Origin of the sequence: Cnuella takakiae, assembly GCF_001953305.1 — a bacterium.
In the GTDB taxonomy this organism is placed as follows: domain Bacteria; phylum Bacteroidota; class Bacteroidia; order Chitinophagales; family Chitinophagaceae; genus Flavisolibacter; species Flavisolibacter takakiae.
Window position 1 is genome coordinate 2269716 of record NZ_MTFE01000010.1, and the last position, 22474, is coordinate 2292189.

13 protein-coding genes are annotated in these 22474 nt (G+C 51.5%); 1 reads left to right on the forward strand and 12 read right to left on the reverse strand.

The window, feature by feature from the left end; translation table 11 throughout:
- Positions 1-154 precede the first annotated feature (154 nt).
- Positions 155-2734, forward strand: coding sequence for a phosphoenolpyruvate carboxylase (locus tag BUE76_RS09960; protein ID WP_073042167.1), 2580 nt, complete (start codon positions 155-157; stop codon positions 2732-2734).
- A 235-nt stretch (positions 2735-2969) separates the two neighbouring features.
- Here BUE76_RS09960 and BUE76_RS09965 read toward each other — a convergent pair whose 3' ends face one another.
- The 12 genes from BUE76_RS09965 to leuC form a co-directional block, all read right to left on the reverse strand.
- Positions 2970-4037 (reverse strand): outer membrane beta-barrel protein, encoded by a 1068-nt coding sequence (locus BUE76_RS09965; protein ID WP_073042166.1) that lies wholly within the window; start codon positions 4035-4037, stop codon positions 2970-2972.
- 184 nt (positions 4038-4221) lie between these two features.
- On the reverse strand, positions 4222-5607 hold the full coding sequence (locus BUE76_RS09970; protein WP_073042164.1) for an ammonium transporter: 1386 nt from the start codon (positions 5605-5607) through the stop codon (positions 4222-4224).
- A gap of 230 nt (positions 5608-5837) precedes the next feature.
- Complete coding sequence (locus BUE76_RS09975) at positions 5838-7337, reverse strand: glutamate synthase subunit beta (protein ID WP_073042162.1); 1500 nt, start codon at positions 7335-7337, stop codon at positions 5838-5840.
- Positions 7338-7461: 124 nt separating this feature from the next.
- On the reverse strand, positions 7462-11973 hold the full coding sequence (gltB, locus tag BUE76_RS09980; protein ID WP_073042160.1) for a glutamate synthase large subunit: 4512 nt from the start codon (positions 11971-11973) through the stop codon (positions 7462-7464).
- Between the two features lie 171 nt (positions 11974-12144).
- Positions 12145-13398: a threonine ammonia-lyase gene (gene ilvA, locus BUE76_RS09985; protein WP_073042158.1), complete on the reverse strand. Its 1254-nt coding sequence runs from the start codon at positions 13396-13398 to the stop codon at positions 12145-12147.
- 120 nt (positions 13399-13518) lie between these two features.
- Positions 13519-14583: a ketol-acid reductoisomerase gene (gene ilvC / locus BUE76_RS09990; protein WP_073042156.1), complete on the reverse strand. Its 1065-nt coding sequence runs from the start codon at positions 14581-14583 to the stop codon at positions 13519-13521.
- 200 nt (positions 14584-14783) lie between these two features.
- The gene (gene ilvN / locus BUE76_RS09995; RefSeq protein WP_073042155.1) at positions 14784-15380 is read right to left on the reverse strand and encodes an acetolactate synthase small subunit; all 597 of its coding nucleotides are present in this window, start codon (positions 15378-15380) and stop codon (positions 14784-14786) included.
- A 70-nt stretch (positions 15381-15450) separates the two neighbouring features.
- A complete protein-coding gene (ilvB, locus tag BUE76_RS10000; RefSeq protein WP_083596457.1) occupies positions 15451-17226 on the reverse strand; it encodes a biosynthetic-type acetolactate synthase large subunit in 1776 nt (591 codons plus the stop codon).
- A gap of 81 nt (positions 17227-17307) precedes the next feature.
- The gene (gene ilvD, locus BUE76_RS10005; protein WP_073042153.1) at positions 17308-19035 is read right to left on the reverse strand and encodes a dihydroxy-acid dehydratase; all 1728 of its coding nucleotides are present in this window, start codon (positions 19033-19035) and stop codon (positions 17308-17310) included.
- 201 nt (positions 19036-19236) lie between these two features.
- Positions 19237-20352 carry a 3-isopropylmalate dehydrogenase gene (leuB, locus tag BUE76_RS10010; protein WP_073042151.1) on the reverse strand — a complete coding sequence of 372 codons (1116 nt, stop codon included), beginning with the start codon at positions 20350-20352 and terminating at the stop codon, positions 19237-19239.
- A gap of 104 nt (positions 20353-20456) precedes the next feature.
- Entirely contained in the window at positions 20457-21041 is a 585-nt protein-coding gene (leuD, locus tag BUE76_RS10015) for a 3-isopropylmalate dehydratase small subunit (RefSeq protein WP_073042150.1), read from the reverse strand.
- 6 nt (positions 21042-21047) lie between these two features.
- A complete protein-coding gene (gene leuC, locus BUE76_RS10020) occupies positions 21048-22448 on the reverse strand; it encodes a 3-isopropylmalate dehydratase large subunit (protein WP_073042148.1) in 1401 nt (466 codons plus the stop codon).
- Positions 22449-22474 lie beyond the last annotated feature (26 nt).

Consider the following 22474-nt stretch of genomic DNA (forward strand, 5'->3'; position numbering starts at 1 on the left):
AATGCAGGGCCAAGATAAAGATTATTCAATCATTGGGCAAGATTTATAAAAATTATTTTAAGAAGCGGCCGCTTCCTTGTATTTTCATACGCTAATTAGGATGCTGCCATTGAACTTATTCTATTGTATTAATCATTTATAAGTATCTGTTTTCATGGACCACCAGTCTACCCGTGGGTTGCAACAGTTCAAGAACAGCGTGGGCATTAAGTTCCAGTTGTACAACAGCCTGTTTACCTCCCTGCCTTTTCACCGTATTGAGAAAACCGGTATTCACCTTTCGCTGTTGCTCAATCATTGCGAGGAGGGATACAAGAAAAAACACAGTCCGCAACAGATCATCGAAGATTTTTTTAACCGCTACACCAATTTCACCAACGAACGCGAACAGGTAGACCTGCTCTTTCGCTTTGTGCAATATGTGGAGCGCCAAGTGGTGTTGTTTGATGCACTGGAAGATGCCGCTTTCCGCGATGTAAATGATATCAATGGCGCAGGTTCCATCAAACATCTGGAATCGGAAGTGCTGCAAAGTGGCAGTGAAGAAGCCCTTGCCGAAAAGCTGAAGGACTTTGCCATCAGGCTGGTGCTGACCGCGCATCCTACGCAGTTTTATCCTGGCACCGTACTGGGCATCATCAACGACCTGTCGAAAGCCCTTTCGGAAAACAACGCCGAACTGGTAAACCTGTACCTGCAGCAACTAGGTAAAACACCTTTTTTCAAAAAGCAAAAACCTACGCCCTACGATGAGGCGGTAAGCCTTGTATGGTACCTGGAAAATGTGTTTTACAATGCTGCCGGCCGCATCGTTTCTTATTTGAAAGAACGGTTTCCACATGCCCTTGCCGAAAACAATTCGGTGATCAATATGGGCTTTTGGCCCGGTGGCGACCGTGACGGCAATCCCAATGTAACTTCCGAAACAACCCTGAAGGTGGCTGATGCCCTGCGCAGCAGCATCCTTAAATGTTATTATATGGATGTGCGCCGCCTCAAGCGCAGGCTCACTTTCCGCGAGGTGGATACCATGCTTTGCGACCTCGAAGACCACCTCTATGCCAACCTCTTTATACCCGGTCATAAGGCCGATATCAGCAAGCAGTCTATTTTGGATACCCTGAAAAAAGTACGGGAGATCCTCATTCACCAGCACAACAGCCTGTTCCTGTCGCAACTGGATATGCTGATCAACAAGGTGCTGGTATTTGGGTTGCATTTTGCCAACCTCGATATCCGCCAGGATAGTTCGGTGCATGGTAAGGTGCTTGGCCTGATAGCCGAAAAGGAAGATGTGCTGCCCAAGAACTACGCAGGCCTTCCGGATGAAGAAAAGATGAAACTGCTTACCGGCATTACCGGCAAAGCCAACCCCGACCTGTACGATGATGTGTTGATGAAGGACACACTGGTATCGGTACAGGCAATCAAAACCATTCAGCAAAACAATGGCGAGTTGGGTTGCAACCGTTATATCATCAGCCAGTGCAACAGTGCATTGAATGTTTTGGAAGTGTATGGCCTCTTCCTTTTGGGTGGCTGGAAGAAGAAGGCGCTAACGGTAGACATCGTTCCGCTCTTTGAAACCATCGATGACCTGCAACATGCCCCAGATATCATGCGGCAGTTGTATGAAAATAAAGACTATCGCAACCACCTGAAGCTGCGCAAGGATGCGCAAACCATTATGGTGGGCTTTTCGGATGGCACCAAGGATGGTGGTTACCTGATGGCCAACTGGAGTATCTACAAAGCCAAAGAGGAGCTGACCCGTGTTTCGAAAGAATATGGAATCGATGTAGTATTTTTTGACGGCCGCGGTGGCCCTCCTGCACGTGGCGGTGGTAAAACCCACAAGTTTTATGCTTCCATGGGTAAGAATATTTCCAACAGGGAGATTCAACTGACCATACAGGGCCAAACCGTTTCGTCCAACTTTGGAACCATTGATTCGGCGCAATACAATATCGAACAGTTGCTCAATGCCGGCATCACCAACGACCTCTTTCCCCGCAAGGAGCGCATACTGGATGAAAGCGAAGTGCAATTGTTGCAGGAGCTTGCCGAGGAAGGTTTGCAGTCCTACCAGGCTCTGAAGGAGCATGCCAATTTCCTGCCCTACCTGTCGCATGTTAGCCCCCTGCAGTTTTATGCCCAAACCAATATTGGAAGCCGCCCTGCAAAGCGCAGCGCAGGTGCAAAACTTTCCCTTAAAGACCTGCGCGCCATTCCCTTTGTAGGTTCGTGGAGCCAGTTAAAGCAAAATGTGCCCGGGTATTATGGCGTGGGTACTGCCTTGCAGGCTTTGGATAAAAAAGGCAAGCTGGGCGAACTGAAGGAACTGTATCGCTCCTCGCTGTTCTTCCGCACCCTGATGGATAATTGCGAGATGGCGATGAAAAAATGTTTCTTCCCGCTTACCGCTCATCTTGCCGATGATGCGCAGTTTGGAGAAATCTGGCGCATGATTCACGGGGAGTTTGAACTCACCCAACGTTATATCCTGCTCCTTTCGGATAAAAGTGAACTGATGGCCGACTACCCGGTAGATCAGTTGTCCATCCAGATGCGTGAGCGTATTGTGCTTCCGTTGACTACCATACAGCAATATGGCATTTCCCTGATCAGGGAAATGGACGAGGGGCGTGTAAAACCTGCCAGCCGCGAAGCACTGGAGCGACTGGTGGTGCGTTGTTCTTTTGGTATCATCAATGCCGGCCGCAACTCAGCTTAAACCTTTTTTGAATAGTGATACAGACCGCCTGTTTGGGCGGTCTTTTTTGTTTAACCTTAAAGGTTGCTAAAAACCTTCAAGGTTTGCCAAAGGCAAGGCTCACTGGTTGTTCAACCTTGAAGGTTTCCAAACAAATAGTTATGGTGTATAAAAAAAGAAAGAGCCACCTGCCGGTGGCCCTTTCCTTTTGCTTGCCATTTTGTGCCATGTGAACCTTAGTTGCGGTGGTACAAGATCAGAACTTGTACACGGCCGCAACCAGTGCGCTTGCAGTGCTTTTCTTGGAGGCTATATCAGCCCCTTTTGTATAGATAGCGGTACTTGCGTTTTCGATACGGAGTTCAGGAATAAAGGTGAGCGGACCTACCCTGAAATTGGCGGAGAGCGTGTTGGCAAAAATGCCTGCCTCGGGTGCACCTACTACCGCTTTCTTGTTGGAGAAATATTCACTCCGGAGGGTTAGCCCAAAAGCTTCGGTAGGGTCCAGGTTCAGGTACACTGCCGATCCCCACCAGCTGTTGCTGTCGCCAAATTTGCCTTCAGGGTCTTTGGTTTTAACAGACTGTACGGTACCATTGTAGCCCATGCTGAACTTGCTAGAAACTGCAGCCGAAACGGTCAGGTCAAACTGGTTCATTTTGGCGCCTTCTCCGGGCTTGCCGCCCTGGTAGTTTACATACATTTTCAGCTTGTCGTCGATAGCGGAAAGGCTATACTGCGCGATCATGAACTTGCGGGAGAAATCGGCTGACTTCAGATCGGTAGGATTGGCAAAACCCAGCATGAAGGCGCTTTTGCCCAGGCTTACATCGGCTTTTACACCGGTGTGAAAGAAAGGACCATAAGAGAACATGTAGCTCATGCTATAGTTCCGGTTGAGGATAGGGTCTACCAACTCGTAACCAACGTGGGTGGCCCAGCTACCGGCAGTCAGTTTTACGTTGGCTGCGGGGCTGTAGGTGAGGTATGCCTGCTTGATGATAAAGTTGGTGTTTTCGTCGTTGTAAGAGAACTCTTCAGCTCTTTTGCCAAAGCCCAGGTCGGCAACGGCGCCCACTTTACCAAAGCTATGTTCCAGTTTTACCGATGCCATGTTCAGTTCGAAAGAATTCTGGCTATTGGTAAAAGAGGTGAAGTTGTTGGTGGCTTCTGTTTCCTTCTTGGGGTTGCCCAGGTTGAAACGGTAGTATGCATCTACGTATCCGGAAACCGCTAGTGTAGGTTTGGGAGCAGTCGAGTCCTGCGCTTTAACACAAGTGAAAGCGGCCACAGCAGCGGCGGAAAAGATAAATTTCCGTAACATTGTTTTAGTTTTTACGTCAGTAGAAATAAGGGTACAGCCCACAAGCTTGGTCAGAAGCTTTGTTGGGACTGTACCTTTTTTTGTTATGGAGCAGCAGAAAGAGCAGTTGGTCGGTCGGAAGAGGAAAGGTGCAGGGGTTGGTCCATAACCCCCACACCCGGGGTTGTTTATTATCTGGGAAAGATTAGATTTCAGAGAGTTCTTCTTCTTCCATTTTACCTTTTTGGCCTACCAGCAGGGTGCCCTGCAGGTATTTTTCATCGTGCTGCGATGCATCCAGACCCATTACTTCATCCTCAGGAGCTACACGGAGGGGTTGGATCAGGTTTACGATCTTAAAGATCACGAATGACATTACCAGGCTGTAGCCCACCACGATGGCAACGGCTTTCAGCTGTGTCAGGAAGAAATCAACATTTCCGTAAAACAGGCCGTCGTTGCCGGCGCCATTAACCGTTTTGGTAGCAAAAAAGCCGGTGAGCAGCATACCTACAATGCCACCTACACCATGGCAGGGGAATACGTCGAGGGTATCATCAAGGGTGGACTTTTGCTTGTAGTAAACTGCCAGGTTGGAAATCAGCGCGGCAACCACACCAATGGTAATAGACTGGGGGATGGCTACAAAACCGGCACCGGGTGTAATGGCAACTAGGCCAACTACTGCACCAATACAGAAACCTACAACAGAAGGCTTTTTACCACGCAGCACATCAAAGAACATCCAGGCCAGGCCAGCGGCAGCGGCGGCGGTATTGGTAGTGCCAAAGGCAGTTACAGCCAGTGAATTTGCACCAAGGGCAGAACCGGCGTTGAAGCCAAACCAGCCAAACCACAGCAAACCGGTACCAATCAGTACATAAGGAATGTTTGCAGGGGGGATTTCTTTGTGTTCCAGGTGCGACATGCGGCGCTTCAGTACCAGTGCGCCTACCAGGGCAGCGCAACCAGCAGAAATGTGTACCACAGTTCCACCGGCGAAATCGAGGGCGCCCATTTTAAACAGGAAGCCATCGGGATGCCAGGTCCAGTGGGCTATAGGAGCGTACACCAAAAGGCTGAAAAGTGCGATAAAAAGTACATAAGAAGTAAAGCGGATACGTTCTGCCACGGCGCCAACCACCAGTCCGGGAGTGATGATGGCGAACATCAGTTGGAAGAGTGCAAACAGCGCCAGGGGAATGGTGGGAGCCAGGCTCCAGGGCTGACCGGAGAGCACATTCTTGAAGAACATAAATGTGGTGGGATCACCGATGAAACCACCAATCGAATTACCAAAGCAAAGGGAAAAGCCAACAAAGACCCAAAGCACGCTCACTACACCTGTAGCCACAATGCTCTTGATCATGGTGGAAATCACGTTCTTACGATGTACCATGCCGCCATAGAAAAAGGCCAGACCGGGTGTCATCAGGAAAACTAAGGCAGTAGCAACAAGGATCCAGGAAATATCGGCGCCGTTGTACAGCTTGCCATCGTCGTTGAAGGTAGGAAGTGTGGGGACGAAGGCCGCGCCTAAGGCAATAGCGCCCAAGATGAGGAAAGGAAGGGAGCGTTTCAATGTAGCCATAGAAGATTGATTTTAGATTAAAATATTTTCTATCTGTTTAATCTCAAGACTAAGTTAAAGTTTGTGGATTTATATTCCCGAATCAAATTTAGATATTTGTTTGTTTAATGTGTTGTTGGTTGCAGCTTTGTATTAGACGACAGCCATGCAGATGAACTTATTTTTGAGTTTTATGCAATAAAAAAGGGCTGTTTTTGTAAACAGCCCTTTCGAAAAATGTATTTGAAAAATTATAATGCTAATAAACTGGCGTCTTTTGTCTCCAAAACGGAATAGCCCATCAGATACTCGTCCACTTTTCTGGCACACTCTCTACCTTCAGAAATGGCCCAAACTACCAAGCTCTGGCCACGGCGCATATCGCCCGCTGTAAAGATCTTGGCAATAGAAGTCTGATAAGCTTTTTCTGAAGCTCTTACATTGCCTCTTTCGTCCAGTTCCACCTCCAGCTGGGCCAGAAGGCCTTCTTTCTGCGGGTGTACAAAGCCCATGGCCAGCAATGCCAGTTCGCAAGGCATCTCTCTTTCGGAGCCGGGTACTTCCTGGAAAGAAGCGGCACGGCCGTCTTCAGTGAGTTTCCATTCCAGGTCCACCACTTTCAGGGCACGGAGCTTGCCTTCGGCATCACCCAGAAACTCCTTGGTGGCAATGGCCCAGTGGCGTTCAACCCCTTCTTCGTGCGAAGTGGAGGTTTTCAGCACCATGGGGTAGGAGGGCCAGGGCATGGCAATAGTGCGTCCTTCGGGCGGCTTGGGCAGCAGCTCAAACTGGGTTACGCTCTTCGCGCCATGGCGGTTGGAAGTGCCCACACAATCGGAGCCGGTATCACCACCACCAATCACGATCACGTTCTTGCCGGTAGCTTTCAGTTCCTCATGGAAAATATTGCTTTCGATCTGGGGATTGGCCAGCGGGTCTTTGCCTGCAACACGTTTGTTTTGTTGCTTCAGGAACTGCATGGCGTAATAAACGCCCTTCAGATCGCGGCCGGGCACGGGCAGGTCGCGGGGTACGGTAGAGCCACCCGCCAGCACAATGGCATTGTATTCGCGCAGCAGGTCGTTCACATTTACGTTTACGCCCACATTTGCATTGTATTTAAATACCACGCCTTCCTGTTCCAGAATTTCCACGCGGCGGTCGATCACCCATTTTTCCATTTTGAAATCGGGGATGCCATAGCGGAGCAGACCGCCGGGAGCATCGTCTCTTTCAAAAACGGTAACTTGGTGGCCGGCATAGTTTAGCTGTGCGGCAGCTGCCATACCTGCGGGACCTGAACCGATTACGGCTACCTTTTTGCCGGTGCGTACCAGTGGTGCCTTGGGTTTCACCAGTCCTTTGTCAAATGCGATCTCGATGATATGCTTTTCAATTTCCTCGATGGTAATGGCCGGCTGGTTGATACCCAATACGCAGGCGCTTTCGCAGGGCGCCGGGCAGATGCGGCCGGTGAACTCGGGGAAATTGTTGGTGAGCGAAAGAATCTCGTAGGCTTCTTCCCAGTTCTTGCGGTATACCGCATCGTTGAACTCGGGTATGATATTGCCTAAGGGGCAACCGTTGTGACAAAACGGTACGCCGCAGTCCATACATCGGGCAGACTGCTGGTTAAGCTTCTGCTCCGAATAGCGCGCTACAAACTCGTTGTAGTCTTTGATGCGCTCCGCAACCGGCCTTTTAGCTGGCAGTTCGCGGGTAAATTCCATAAATCCTGTGGGCTTACCCATAGTATAGTTCGAAGTTTGTCGTGATTAGTTTGTTTGTTGAACCACAAAGACACTAAGCGACTAAGGTGCACATAGTAATCCTTTGTGATTCTTGGTGTCCTTAGAGTCTTTGTGGTTCCCTTTTTTATGCCTTTACTGTAACCGCTTTCGCCTGCAACACTTTCTTGTAATCGCGGGGGAACACTTTTACAAAGTTGCGCAGTTGGTTGTCGAAATCGTCGAGTACAAAGCGGGCAACGGTGCTGCCGGTATGATCGTAATGTGCCTGGATCATGGCGCGCAGATCGTTGGCGTCCTCAGTGCCTACAGGATCGAGGTCTACCATTTCCTGGTTTACCAGCGAGTGGAACTGCCCTTTCACATCATACACATAGGCAATACCACCGCTCATGCCTGCCGCGAAGTTGCGGCCGGTATCACCCAGGATCACTACCTGGCCACCGGTCATGTATTCGCAACCATGGTCACCCACGCCTTCCACTACAGCCGTTACACCCGAGTTGCGCACCGCGAAGCGTTCGCCAGCTTTACCGCGGATATAGGCCGAGCCGGAAGTGGCGCCATAGAAGGCCACATTGCCGATAATGATATTTTCTTCGGGCACAAAGCCAGCTTCTTTTGCAGGATATACCACCAGTCGGGCGCCGGAGAGTCCTTTGCCAAAGTAGTCGTTGGCATCGCCTTCCAGCTCCAGGGTCACACCCTTGGTGTTGAAGGCGCCAAAGCTCTGGCCTGCGGTTCCGGTAAACTTAAAGTGAATGGTATCATCCGGAAGACCAGCCGATTTATGGCGCTTCGAAATTTCGTTCGACAGCATGGTACCAAGAGATCGGTCGGTGTTGATCACCTTGAACGAGCCGCTGATCTTTTCGCTTTTTTCCAAAGCGGGCTTGGCAGCTTCGATCAGTTTCCAGTCCAGGATGCCGTCCAATCCGTGATCCTGGTCTTCCTGGCGGTACAGGCCGGTGTAAAGTGATGCGGGTTCCTTGTACAGGATGGGCGAAAGGTCAAGTTTGCTGTATTTCCAGTGCTTCACATCTTGGCGCACCTCGAGACAGTCAACCTGGCCTACCATCTCGTTGATGGTACGGAAGCCCAGTTCGGCCATGATCTCGCGGAGTTCCTGCGTGATGTACTTGAAGAAATTTACAATATGCTCGGGATCACCGTTAAAGCGCTTGCGCAGTTCCGGATCCTGAGTGGCCACACCTACAGGGCAGGTGTTCAGGTGACACTTGCGCATCATGATACAACCTTCCACTATCAGTGCTGCAGTTGCCACACCCCATTCTTCAGCACCGAGCAGGGTAGCGATGGCAATGTCGCGGCCGGTTTTCATTTGTCCGTCAGCCTGTACCACTACGCGGCTGCGGAGTTTATTGCGTACCAGGGTCTGGTGGGTTTCGGCAAGGCCTAATTCCCAGGGCAAACCTGCGTGCTTGATGGAAGAGATCGGCGAAGCACCGGTACCACCGTCATGGCCTGCAATCAGTACCACGTCGGCCTTTGCCTTGGTAACACCTGCGGCAATAGTACCCACGCCACCTTTGGAAACCAGTTTCACGGAAATACGTGCCTGGCGGTTGGCATTCTTCAGGTCAAAAATGAGCTGTGCCAGATCCTCGATGGAATAGATATCGTGGTGCGGGGGCGGGGAGATCAGGCCCACACCAGGTGTGGCATGGCGCACCTTACCGATCCAGTCATCTACCTTGTGGCCTGGCAGTTGTCCGCCCTCACCGGGCTTGGCACCCTGTGCCATCTTGATCTGGAGTTCGTCGGCATTGGTCAGATAATAAGCGGTAACCCCAAAGCGGCCCGAAGCTACCTGCTTGATGGCGGAGCGCATGCTGTCGCCGTTGGGCAGGGTGTCATAACGCATCTCGTCTTCACCACCTTCTCCGGTATTGCTCTTGCCGCCGAGGCGGTTCATGGCAATGGCCAATGTGCTGTGTGCTTCGTGCGAGATAGAGCCAAAAGACATGGCACCGGTAGCAAAGCGCCTGTAAATGTTTTCTGCCGGTTCTACTTCGTCGATTGAAATAGCCGGGCGGTTGCGCTTGAACTGGAACAGGCCACGCAGGGTTGCTGCTTTCTCGGCCTGGTCGTTCACCAGCTTGGAGTATTTTTTAAAAGAGTTGTAATCGCCCATCTTGGTGCTGTACTGCAGCATGTGGATGGTTTGCGGGTTGAACAGGTGGAACTCGCCCTTGCGTTTCCACTGGTAGATACCACCTACGGGCAGGCGGTCAACCGGTGCTTCCTTTTTGGAGAAAGCCAGGTTGTGCTTGGCCAGGGTTTCGCGGGCAATTTCATCCAGGCCCATACCCTCTATGCGGGAAACGGCGCCGGAGAAATATTTATCTACAACAGACTTGTTCAAACCAATGATCTCGAAGATCTGTGCACCCTGGTAAGACTGCAGGGTAGAGATACCCATCTTCGAAAACACTTTCAGCAGGCCTTCGTTAACAGCCTTGATATAGTTCTTCTTCAGGTAATCCGGGTCGAGGTCGGTTTCCATCAGGCCCTGGAGCTTCATGTCGCGGATAGAAGACAATGCCAGGTAAGGGTTGATGGCAGTAGCGCCAAAAGCTACCAGGCAGGCAAAATGGTGCACTTCCCATACATCACCGGCTTCGATCACCAGGCCGACCTGTCCACGCTTACCCTTGCGGATCAGGTGGTGGTGCACAGCGGCTGTTGCCAGCAGGGTAGGGATGGGTGCGTGGTCGCTATCGATGGCCCGGTCGGAAAGAATCAGTACCTCAAAGCCATCATCCACCGCATCCACCGCATAACGGCAAAGACGCTCCAGGCCGCGTTGCAGCGAACCGGGTTTGCCATCGGCGCGGAAATACAGCTGGAGGGTTTTAGCCTGGAAAATACCGGTATCAATAGAGCGAATCTTTTCCAGCTCGTGGTTGTTGAGGATGGGTTGCTTCAGCGCTACGGTGTGGCAGGCCATGGGGTCTTCCACCAGCAGGGTGCTGTTATTACCTACAAAAGTTGCCAGCGACATCACCAGCCGTTCCCGGATGGGATCGATAGGCGGGTTGGTAACCTGGGCAAACAGTTGTTTAAAATAAGAAGACAGGTGCTGGGGTTGGTCGCTCAAAATGGCCAGGGGCACATCGGTACCCATGGAGCCAATGGGCTCTTTGCCATCCAGCGACATCGGCGCAATGATGTTTTCCAGGTCTTCGGTAGAATAACCAAAGGCTTTCTGGTATTTGAATACTTGCTCGTGCTCCAGGTGCGTAAAGGTTACGCGGGGCTCGGGCAGTTCTTCCATGCGGATCTGGTACTTGTTCAGGTACTCGGCATAAGGCTTCTGTCCGCAGATATTTTGCTTCAGCTCGTCATCCGAAATGATGCGGCCCTGCTCCATATCCACCACGAACATCTTACCGGGCTGCAGGCGGCCTTTTTCAACGATGATGCTCTGGTCAACAGGCAGCGCACCGGTTTCAGATGCCATGATTACACGGCCATCGTTGGTAACGGCATAGCGCGAGGGGCGCAGACCGTTGCGGTCGAGGGTGGCACCAATGATTTTACCATCGGTAAAGGAGATAGAGGCGGGACCGTCCCAGGGCTCCATGAACGAAGCGTGGAACTCGTAGAAGGCTTTCTTCACGGGGTCCATCAGCTCATTGCCATCCCATGCTTCGGGGATCAGCATCATCATTACATGGGGAAGCGAGCGGCCACAGAGTGCCAGCAACTCAATCATGTTGTCGAGGCAGGCCGAGTCGGACTGGCCTTCGGAAATGATGGGCAGCAGCATCTCCATTTCCTCACGGGTAAAGTAAGGGGTAGTGAAATTGCGTTCGTTGGTCTTCAGCCAGTTGATATTACCCTGAACGGTATTGATTTCACCATTGTGGGCAATATAGCGGAAGGGCTGCGCCAGTTTCCACGAAGGAAAGGTGTTGGTAGCAAAACGGCTGTGTACCAGGCCAAAGGCCGATACCACGCGTTTGTTTTGCAGGTCGGGAAAATAGCCGCGCACCTGGTTGGAGGTGAGCTGGCCTTTGTACACCACGGTTTTGTAAGAAAGCGAAGCCACGTAAAAACCGATGGCATCCTTCTTAACGGTATTGTTGATGGTATGGCTGGCGTAGTTGCGCAGCACAAAGAGCTTGCGCTCAAAATCTTCGGGGTTGGTGATATGGTCGGGCGAGGCGATGAACACCTGCTCCATCTCCGGCTCCACAGACAGCGCCGTTGTACCAATACCTTCGGCATTAACCGGCACCTTGCGGTAAGCCAGTACTTCAAGACCGAGCTTTTCAGCTGCACGGTTAAATATATCGCGGCATTCTTCCTTCAGACGGATGTCTTTAGGGAAAAGCAAAACACCCACGCCGTATTTACCAAAGGATGGAAGATGGACACCCAGTTTTACACACTCGTCAAAGAAAAACTCGTGGGGTGTTTGGATCATGATACCGGCACCGTCGCCGGTATTGCTTTCGCAACCGCATGCCCCGCGGTGCTCCATGTTTTCCAGGATGGTCAGCGCATCGGAGATGTGCTGATGCGACTTGTGCCCTTTAATGTTGGCAACAAAGCCAATACCACAGGAATCACGTTCAAAGGCGGGGGAGTACAATCCAGTGTTGCCAGCCATACGCGTCGTTAATATTGTTTAAAAAAATAGGATATGCTTGATGAATTATTCATCATATGACGGGAGCAATCGTCTGAAATTACAACAAAAAGCTCATTTCCTTGAATAAATCGTTGAAATGACGCTTTTTAGGTGGTAAAATCAGTAATTCGGGGTTTGAAGCATTAAGGTTTATACCAGGTAACCAAATAAGGTATCATCCTTATTTAGTTCCGTGTAGTTGATGCCATAGCGCTTCATGTTATCCAGAAGAGCGGTATAATCGTCCTTGGTCTTGAGTTCAATACCTACCAGGGCAGGACCTGTTTCCTTGTTGTGTTTCTGCATGTATTCAAACCGCACGATGTCGTCATTTGCTCCCAGTACATGGTTTACAAATTCCTTGAGTGCACCGGGCCTTTGGGCAAAGCGCACAAGGAAATAGTGTTTTAAACCTTCGTATTGCAGCGATCTTTCCTTGATCTCCTGCATCCGGTCAATATCGTTGTTGCTGCCGCTTACCACGCATACAACTGTTTTGCCTTTAATGGCATCGGCATAGTCGTCGAGGGCGGCTATGGTGAGTGCACCGGCGGGTTCTACCACCAGCGCATCTTCATTGTATAATTTAAGAATGGTGGAGCAAACCTTTCCTTCATTTACGAGGTGCATAGCATCCAATACCTCTTTGCAAATGGAAAAGGATACATCGCCCACGCGTTTAACGGCTGCACCGTCCACAAATCGTTCGATGTTGTCGAGCGTAACGGGGTGGCCTGCTTCCAGTGCACGTTTCATGGAAGGGGCGCCCTCGGGTTCTACGCCAATGATTTTGGTTTTGGGTGAAAAGGTCTTGAAATAAGCACCCAAGCCGGCCGACAGTCCGCCGCCGCCAACGGGCACAAATACAAAGTCGATATCAGAATGGTCTTCGAGGATTTCAACGCCTACGGTAGCCTGTCCTTCAATGATGCGGAGATCGTCGAATGGCGGAATGAAGGTGAGGTTGTGTTCGGCAGTGTATTGTTTGGCGGCAAACGCACAATCGTCAAAGGTGTCGCCAATGAGTTTGATCTCGATAAAGCCTTCGCCAAACATGCGGGTTTGCTGCACTTTTTGCTGCGGCGTAATGATGGGCATGAACACCACGCCTTTGATGCCTTTCTTTTTACAGGACCAGGCAAAACCCTGCGCATGGTTGCCGGCAGATGCACACACTACGCCTTTCTCCAGCTGTTCCTGCGGCAGTGAAGAAATCATGTTGTAGGCACCCCGCAATTTATAGGAGCGCACCACCTGCAGGTCTTCGCGCTTGAGCAAAATGGTAGCACCATACCTGCGCGACAGATTGTTGCTGTAGGCCAGCGGCGTGCGGGTCACCACTTTTTTCAGTCGTTCGGCTGCGCCGGAAAAGTCAAGTGCGGGAAGTGTGCTGGTTGTTGTCATTAGTGCTGTTGCAACTGGAGAGGATTATTGATTATTAAATATTGATTAGGGAAACCGGTTTTTGGTTGCAACCCATAATGAATAATTAATAATCAATAATCAACCCGGTATATAATTGAATTATACGGTGGCTTCTACTTTCTGGTTTTCCGGACGCAGGCTGCGTACGGTTTTACCAGCTTGCCACATTTCGCTGTCGCGGAGTTCTTTCAGTTCTTCTTCTAGTTTCTCGCGGTAGTCGGGCTGCGAGTTGCTGTCGATAGAACGCTGCGATTCCTTGCCGGTTTCCACGCTTTCATACAGCTCGCGGAAAACAGGAGCGGTAGCGTCGCGGAACTTCTTCCACCAGTCGAGCGCACCGCGCTGTGCGGTAGTGGAGCAGTTGGCATACATCCAGTCCATACCGTTTTCTGCCACCAGCGGCATCAGGCTCTGGGTCAGTTCCTCAACGGTTTCGTTGAAGGCTTCCGAAGGCGTGTGGCCTTTGTCGCGCAGCACCTGGTACTGGGCGGCAAAGATGCCCTGGATAGCGCCCATGAGGGTGCCACGCTCACCGGTGAGGTCGGAGTATACTTCTTTGCGGAAATCGGTTTCAAACAGGTAGCCGCTACCTACAGCGATACCGAGTGCGATCACACGCTCTTTGGCGCGGCCGGTGGCATCCTGGAAGATGGCATAGGAAGAGTTGAGGCCTCGGCCCTGGAGGAACATACGGCGCAGTGAAGTGCCCGAACCTTTAGGTGCAACCAGGAACACGTCTACATCTTTGGGCGGAACGATACCTGTCTGCTCGTTGAAAGTGATGCCAAAGCCATGTGAGAAGTAAAGGGCTTTGCCGGGGGTGAGGTGCTTCTGCACGGTGGGCCACAGGGCAATCTGGGCGGCGTCGCTCAGCAGGTAGCAAATGATGGTACCACGCTCCAGGGCTTCTTCGATCTCGAAGAGGGTTTCGCCGGGTACGAAACCATCGGCAATGGCCTTGTCCCAGGTTTTGGAGTTCTTACGCTGGCCAACGATCACGTTGATGCCATTGTCTTTTTGGTTGAGCGCCTGGCCGGGGCCCTGTACACCATAACCGATAACGGCTACTGTTTCATTTGCGAGTACTTCCTGTGCTTTGGCGAGCGGGAACTCATCACGAGTTACTACGTTCTCCTCAACACCACCGAAATTTAATTTTGCCATGGTTGTTTGTTGTTTATAGATTCTTGTGGGCAGGCCACTCTAAGTGGCCTGCCCAGTAAAATGGGTTTAGGTTTTTTTAGACCTATAAGGTTTTAAAATCCTTATAGGTCTTTGATTTGGTGGCGCCGGGTGCTTACTGGTCAGGCCACTTGGTAGTGTCTATCGGTAGTCAGCGGCCGCCTAAGTGGCCCGACCAGTAACTAGTAGCCGGTATCGGGAAAAAGGGCTTCCCTTTGGTTCAGGTATTCATTTTCAACCACCTCTTCTCCAGGCTGCTCTTCTTCAAACTCTTTCAGCTTTTCATGAAAGCCCTTACTATCCTTGATAATGGCAATGCGTGCAGAGCGTACAAATTCGATCAGCCCATAGGGTGCCAGCACTTCTACCAGTTTCTCTGTTTCCTCGCGGTGGCCGGTTGTTTCAAACACCGTATAGTCCTTGCGGATCACCACGGCGCGGGCACCATACTGGCGGAGCAGGCGTTCCACTTTTACCTTTTCGGCAATTACATCGGTAGGCACTTTGTACAAGGCCAGTTCCTGCCACACGATCTCTTCAGGATTGTTGTAATAAGCTTTTAAAACTTCCACCTGCTTTTCGATCTGGCGCACCAGCTTGCGCACCACGTCTTCGGTTTCGTCGATGACGATGGTGAAGCGGTGGATGCCTTCAATCTCGGAAGGAGAGGTGTTGAGGCTGTCGATATTGATCTTACGGCGCGAGAAGATGATGGCGATGCGGTTGAGCAGGCCAATATGGTTCTCGGTATAAACGGTGATGGTGAATTCTTGCTTCATGAAAGATGTTCTTGAGGTGATGGGTGGGCAGATCTTCCATCTCTTGGAGAGATGGAAGATCTAAGCTGTTTTACTGCAACCTGATCTCCGACACACTGCAACCCTGCGGCACCATCGGGAACACGTTGTTTTCTTTTCCTACCATCACTTCCAGCAGGTAGGCTCCGTCGTGATCGAGCATGGTTTTCAATGCAGCTTTCAGGGTTGCTCTTTGCGACACTTTCTGGCCTTCGATATAGTAGCTTTTTGCAAGGGCTACAAAATCAGGTGAGGTGATGTTTACAAAGGAGTAGCGCCTGTCGTGGAACAGCTGCTGCCACTGGCGCACCATACCCAGGAACTCGTTGTTGAGGATCAGGATTTTCACCTGCGCACCAAACTGCATGATGGTACCCAGTTCCTGGAGTGTCATCTGGAATCCACCGTCACCGATGATGGCAACTACGGGCCGGTCGGGGGCGCCGTATTTGGCACCAATGGCGGCAGGCAGGGCAAAGCCCATCGTGCCCAGTCCGCCTGAAGTTACATTGCTGCGGGTCTTGTTGAACTTTGCATAGCGGCAGCCCACCATCTGGTGCTGGCCTACATCGGTAACGATCACCGCGTCGCCGTTGGTGAGTTCATTGAGGGCATCCAGTACTTCAGCCATGCTCATCACCTCGCTGTCGGGGTTCATCTCAGGCTGGATACAGATTTCCTGTTCTTTCTGGGTGAATTCAGCAAAACGCTGCAACCATTCGGTGTGCTGTTTGGCTTCCACCAGTTGGGTGAGCAGGGGCAGGGTTTCCTTGCAATCTCCCCACACCGGTACCGTTGCTTTTACGTTCTTATCTATCTCGGCAGGGTCAATATCCAGGTGAATAACCTTTGCCTGCTTGGCATATTTATCCAAACGACCGGTGACGCGGTCATCGAAGCGCATACCGATGGCAATCAGTACATCACACTCGTTGGTGAGTACGTTGGGGCCATAGTTGCCGTGCATACCCAGCATACCCACGTTCTGCGGGTGGTCGGTTGGTAGTGCACTCAGGCCCATGATGGTCCAGGCGGCAGGTATGCCCGACTTCTCCACGAACTGCTGGAATTCTTTCTCCGCTTTGCCCAGGATCACGCCCTGGCCAAACAGGATAAAGGGGCGTTCGGCAGCGTTGATCAATTTAGCCGCTTCCTCCACGTACTCCTTACGTACAATGGGCTTGGGCCGGTAACTGCGGATATGATTACAGGGGGTATAACCCTTATAAGCAAACTTCTGAAGCTGCGCATTCTTGGTGATGTCAATCAGCACGGGGCCGGGGCGGCCACTTTTGGCAATGTAAAATGCCTTAGCCAGCACTTCAGGTATTTCTGATGCATCGGTCACCTGGTAATTCCACTTGGTAACCGGTGTGGTGATATTGATTACATCCGTTTCCTGGAAGGCATCGGTACCCAGCAGGTGGGCAAACACTTGTCCGGTAATACAAACCAGCGGCGTGCTGTCGATCTGTGCATCGGCCAGGCCGGTTACGAGATTGGTAGCACCGGGTCCGCTGGTGGCAAACACCACACCCACGCGGCCCGATGTGCGGGCATAGCCCTGTCCGGCATGGATGCCGCCCTGTTCGTGGCGGACGAGGATATGCCGGATCTTGTCGTTATAGTCGTACAGCGCATCATAAATGGGCATGATGGCACCGCCGGGATAACCAAAGATGGTATCCACGCCTTCAGCGATCAGGGCTTCCAGCACGGCTACAGAACCAGAAACTTCGGCCCCTCCCAAACCCTCCCCGGTGGGGAGGGCTTGGGAAGCCGCTGACTGATCGGGCGTTGCTGTAGGTTGTAGTGTTTGCGTAGTCATTTGCTACTTGTTTATCGTGAATGATTTTCGATCTGTTCGGGTTCTTCTACTCCCCCTCCACCGGAGGGGGCTGGGGGGAGGCTATGCCTCATCAGTTACGCACCCATTGGCTGCGTCCTTTACTACCTGTGCGTATTTAAACAGCAGCCCTCTTGTTGCTTTCAGCGGCGGCTGTTGCCATTGGGCACGGCGGGCTGCCAGTTCTTCATCCGTAAGGTTTACCGAAATACTGTTGTTGGTGGCGTCGATGGTGATGATGTCACCATCCTGCACCAGGCCGATATTGCCACCAATGTGTGCTTCGGGAGTAATATGTCCAACGACAAAGCCATGGGTACCACCACTGAAACGGCCATCGGTGATTAGGGCAACTGATTTACCCAAACCTGCACCGATGATTGCGGAAGTGGGCTTCAGCATTTCGGGCATGCCGGGTGCACCCTTCGGACCAACATAGCGGATCACCACTACATCACCCTTGCGCACATGGCCGCTTTGGATGCCGGCAATTAGTTGCGACTCTCCGTCGAATACCCGTGCGGGACCCTCGAAGCGTTCGCCTTCCTTGCCGCTGATCTTGGCTACCGAGCCGCCCTGGGCGATATTGCCATAGAGCACCTGCAGGTGACCCGTCTTTTTCAGGGGCTTGTCCAGCGGGTAAATGATATCCTGTGTTTCGAAATTGATAACGGGAATGTTGGCCAGGTTTTCTGCAATGGTTTTACCTGTAACAGTGAGGCAATCGCCATGGAGCATGCCTTGCTCCAACAGGTATTTCATCACAGCTGGCAAACCGCCATGTTGGTGCAGGTCCTGCATCAGGTACTTGCCGCTGGGTTTGAAATCGGCCAGTACCGGCGTGCGGTCGCTGATGGCCTGGATATCATCTTGCGTCAAAGACAACCCTACACTGCGGGCCATGGCAATGAGGTGCAACACGGCGTTGGTAGAACCACCCAGCACCACGATGGTAGTGATGGCGTTTTCAAAAGCTTCGCGGGTCATGATATCCGAAGGCTTGATGTCGCGTTCCAGCAACAGTCGGATAGCCTTACCAGCTTCCAGGCACTCTTTCTTTTTCTCCTCCGACACGGCAGGATTGGAAGAAGAGTAAGGGAGACTCATGCCCAGAGCTTCAATGGCTGCAGCCATGGTGTTGGCTGTATACATACCACCACAGGCACCGGCGCCGGGGCAGGATGCTTTTACAATGGCTTTGAAATCTTCAGGCGTAATGGTGCCAGCGATCTTTTGGCCTAAAGCTTCGAAGGCAGATATAATGTTTAAGTCTTGTCCGTTGTGGTGACCGGGAGCAATAGTGCCGCCATATACCATGATGGAAGGACGGTTCAGCCGGCCCATGGCCATAATGGCGCCGGGCATGTTCTTATCGCAACCAGGTAGGGCAATTACGGCATCATAGTACTGTGCGCCGCAAATGGTTTCAATCGAATCGGCGATCACATCACGGCTCACCAGCGAATAACGCATGCCATCGGTACCGTTGCTCATGCCATCGCTCACGCCGATGGTATTGAACACCAGTCCCACCAGTTCATTATCCCACACACCCTGCTTAACCACTTTGGCGAGGTCGTTCAGGTGCATGTTGCAGGTGTTGCCATCGTAACCCATACTGGCAATACCTACCTGCGCCTTGTTCAGGTCATCGTCTGTTAAGCCAATACCATAAAGCATGGCCTGTGCAGCAGGCTGGGTTTCATCCTGTGTGAGTACGCGGCTGTATTTATTCATGCCGCCTTTTGCTGATGGTGGTACCTGTCCGTCCTGTGTGAGCTGATCGTTCATTCTTTTGGGCTGTTATCGGTTCGGAAATCTTCAGTATTGTTCAAAAAAAACCGCCTGTCCAGTGGAGGCGGTTAGATATGGTGAAATATGTTAACGCCTCCGGGTTAAGCTGGAATAATAATGACCACAATGGCAATAATGCTAACTGCGATATGAAGCTTCATAGTAATCATTTCTAATCTTACAAACCTGCGGTTCCGGTTATATGATCGTCGACTTGCGCAACTCGATGTTGTTCCTGTTCACATCAGTAGCCACGCGGTTGTGTACAAAATCAGAGATCAGTTCACCAATGGTGGAGGTGAAATAATAATTTACTGGATCGATGTCTTTGGTCACAAACCCATTGGCAAGTGCCCAGTTTACACCGGCACGTACTACTTCGGCTTCTTTGTGTAAACCAAAATGATCGAGCATCATGGCTGCGGAAAGTATGGAGCCGGTGGGATTGGCGATGTCTTTACCGGCAGCTTGTGGGTAAGAGCCGTGAATTGGTTCGAATAAGGCAGTAGCCGCACCTACCGAAGCAGAAGGCAGCAGTCCCAGCGAGCCCGAGATCACCGAAGCTTCATCGGAGATGATATCGCCAAACATGTTCTCAGTAAGTACCACATCAAACTGCTTGGGGTTAAGGATGATCTGCATGGCGGCATTATCCACAAAGAGGAAGTCAACCACCACGTCGCTGTACTGGGGTGCAATTTCCTGTACCACCTTGCGCCAGAGGCGGGATGATTCCAGTACGTTGGCTTTATCAACCAGGGTCAGTTTTTTACGGCGTTGCTGTGCTGCTTTGAATGCCAGGTGGCTGATGCGCTCGATTTCAGTTTTGGTATACACACAGAGGTCAGAAGCTTCGCTGTAATCTTCTGCTACTTTCTTTTCACCGAAATAGATACCGCCGGTTAGTTCGCGGTAGATCACGAAGTCGACGTTCTCCAGCTGCTTGGCCTTCAGCGGCGACAGGTGCTCCAATGCGGCATAGGTGCTTACCGGGCGGATATTGGCAAACAGTTGCAGCGACTTGCGCAGCTTCAGCAGGCCCTGCTCGGGACGTACTTTGGCAGTAGGATCGTTGTCGTACTTGGGATGGCCAATGGCGCCAAAAAGGATGGCATCGGCATTCAGGCATCCTTCAACGGTTTCGTCGGGCAGTGGGTTGCCGGTCTTGTCGATGGCATCGGCGCCCATCAGGCAATAGGTATAGGTAAACTCATGTCCGAACTGTTCGGCAATGGCATTGAGCACCCGCACCGATTGGGCGGTTACTTCCGGGCCGATGCCGTCTCCGTTGATGACTGCAATATGTTTGTTCACAGATGTAATGTTTTTATAATTAGGGCTATTGGCTATTAGCTGTTGGCTGTTAGCTTTTTCAAGAACCAGGTTTCAGCTAAAAGCTAATCGCTAAAGGCTAACAGCTATCCTCTTGCTGTTTCAAATGCCGCTATATCTTCCTTCATGCTCAACAGGTAGTCGATATCATCATAGCCGTTGAGCAGGCAGGTTTTCTTGTAATTATTAATGTCAAAATTTTCCTGCGCACCCGTAGCATCGATGGTGATGGTTTGGGCTGCGAGGTCGATGGTCAAGGTAGCTTCGGGACCTTGCTCAAAGATTTGCTCCAGGAAGGCATCGCTAACCTGCACCGGCAGTACGCCGTTGTTTAAGGCGTTGTTTTTAAAGATGTCCGCAAAAAAAGAAGACACCACTACCTTGAAGCCATAATCCAGCACTGCCCAGGCAGCATGCTCACGCGAGGAGCCGCACCCAAAGTTTTTACCGGCAACCAGTATCTCGCCGCCATACAAAGGATTGTTCAATACAAAGTCCTGCTTCGGTTTGGTCTCATCATCGTTCTCGTAACGCCAGTCGCGGAACAGGTTTTTGCCAAAACCATCCCTTGTAGTCGCCTTTAAAAATCGTGCGGGAATGATCTGGTCGGTATCCACTTGTTCGAGTGGCAGCGGAACGAAACGGCTCTTTACTACTTGTATCGGTTGCATGCAATTCTATCCTAAAAGTTCACGTACATCAGTTACTACCCCGGTGATGGCTGCTGCGGCCGCAGTCAGTGGGCTGGCCAGCAGCGTGCGGGCACCGGCGCCCTGGCGGCCTTCGAAGTTGCGGTTTGAAGTACTCACGCAGTACTCACCTGCAGGCACTTTGTCCTCGTTCATACCGAGGCAGGCACTGCAGCCAGCCTGGCGCACTTCGAAACCAGCAGCTTCAAATATTTTATCCAAACCTTCGGCTCGTACCTGTGCGGCAACCTGCTGTGAGCCGGGAACGATCATCACTTTTACATTATCATTCTTGCGGCGGCCTTTTACGATATCTGCCACCATGCGCAGGTCCTCGATGCGGCTGTTGGTGCAGCTGCCGATGAACACATGTTGCACAGGCATGCCTTTGAGGGTTTTGCCTTCCTGCAGTCCCATGTATTCCATCGCCTTTTTCAGGTTGCGTTTTTCGCCTTCCGACAGCGTTTCGGTGGTAGGAAGATGGCCGTTGATACCGATACCCAGTCCGGGGTTGGTACCCCAGGTGATCATGGGTTCGATGTCGGCAGCGTTGATGTTGATTTCTTCGTCAAACTGCGCGTCTGCATCGGAGTAGAGTTCTTTCCAATCGGCCAGTTTCTTGTTCCAGGCTTCACCCTTGGGTGCAAACTCGCGGCCCTGTACATAATCAAATGTGGTTTGGTCAGGTGCGATCAATCCGCCACGGGCACCCATTTCGATGCTCATGTTGCAGATGGTCATACGGCCTTCCATGCTCAGCGAGCGGATGGCCGAACCGGCATACTCCACAAAAAAGCCGGTGGCCCCGCTGGCAGAGATCTGTGCGATGATGTACAGGATAATATCTTTTGCTACAACGCCTTTGTTGAGGGAGCCCTCCACATTGATGCGCATCAGTTTGGGTTTGCTTTGCATGAGGCACTGGGTGGCCAGTACCATTTCCACTTCCGAAGTACCGATGCCAAAGGCAATAGCGCCAAAGGCGCCGTGAGTAGAAGTGTGGCTGTCGCCGCATACGATGGTCATTCCGGGTTGTGTAAAACCCAGTTCGGGGCCGATCACATGCACGATGCCTTGGTACTGGTGACCAAGGCCATATAACTCGATGCCATGGTTGGCGCAGTTCTCTGTCAGTTTTTCAACCTGCTTGCGCGACAGTTCCTCGCGGATGGGCAGGTGCTGGTTGAGGGTAGGCACGTTGTGGTCGGCGGTGGCTACCACCTGCTGCGGACGGGCTACGGGTACGCCGCGCTTCTCAATGCCGGCAAATGCCTGCGGCGAGGTTACCTCATGAATGAGGTGCTTATCAATATATAGCACATCAGGTCCGCCCTCAATGGAACGAACCACGTGCTTTTCCCAAATCTTTTCTACTAATGTCTTTCCCATGGGGAGTATGAAAATGTTCTGTAATT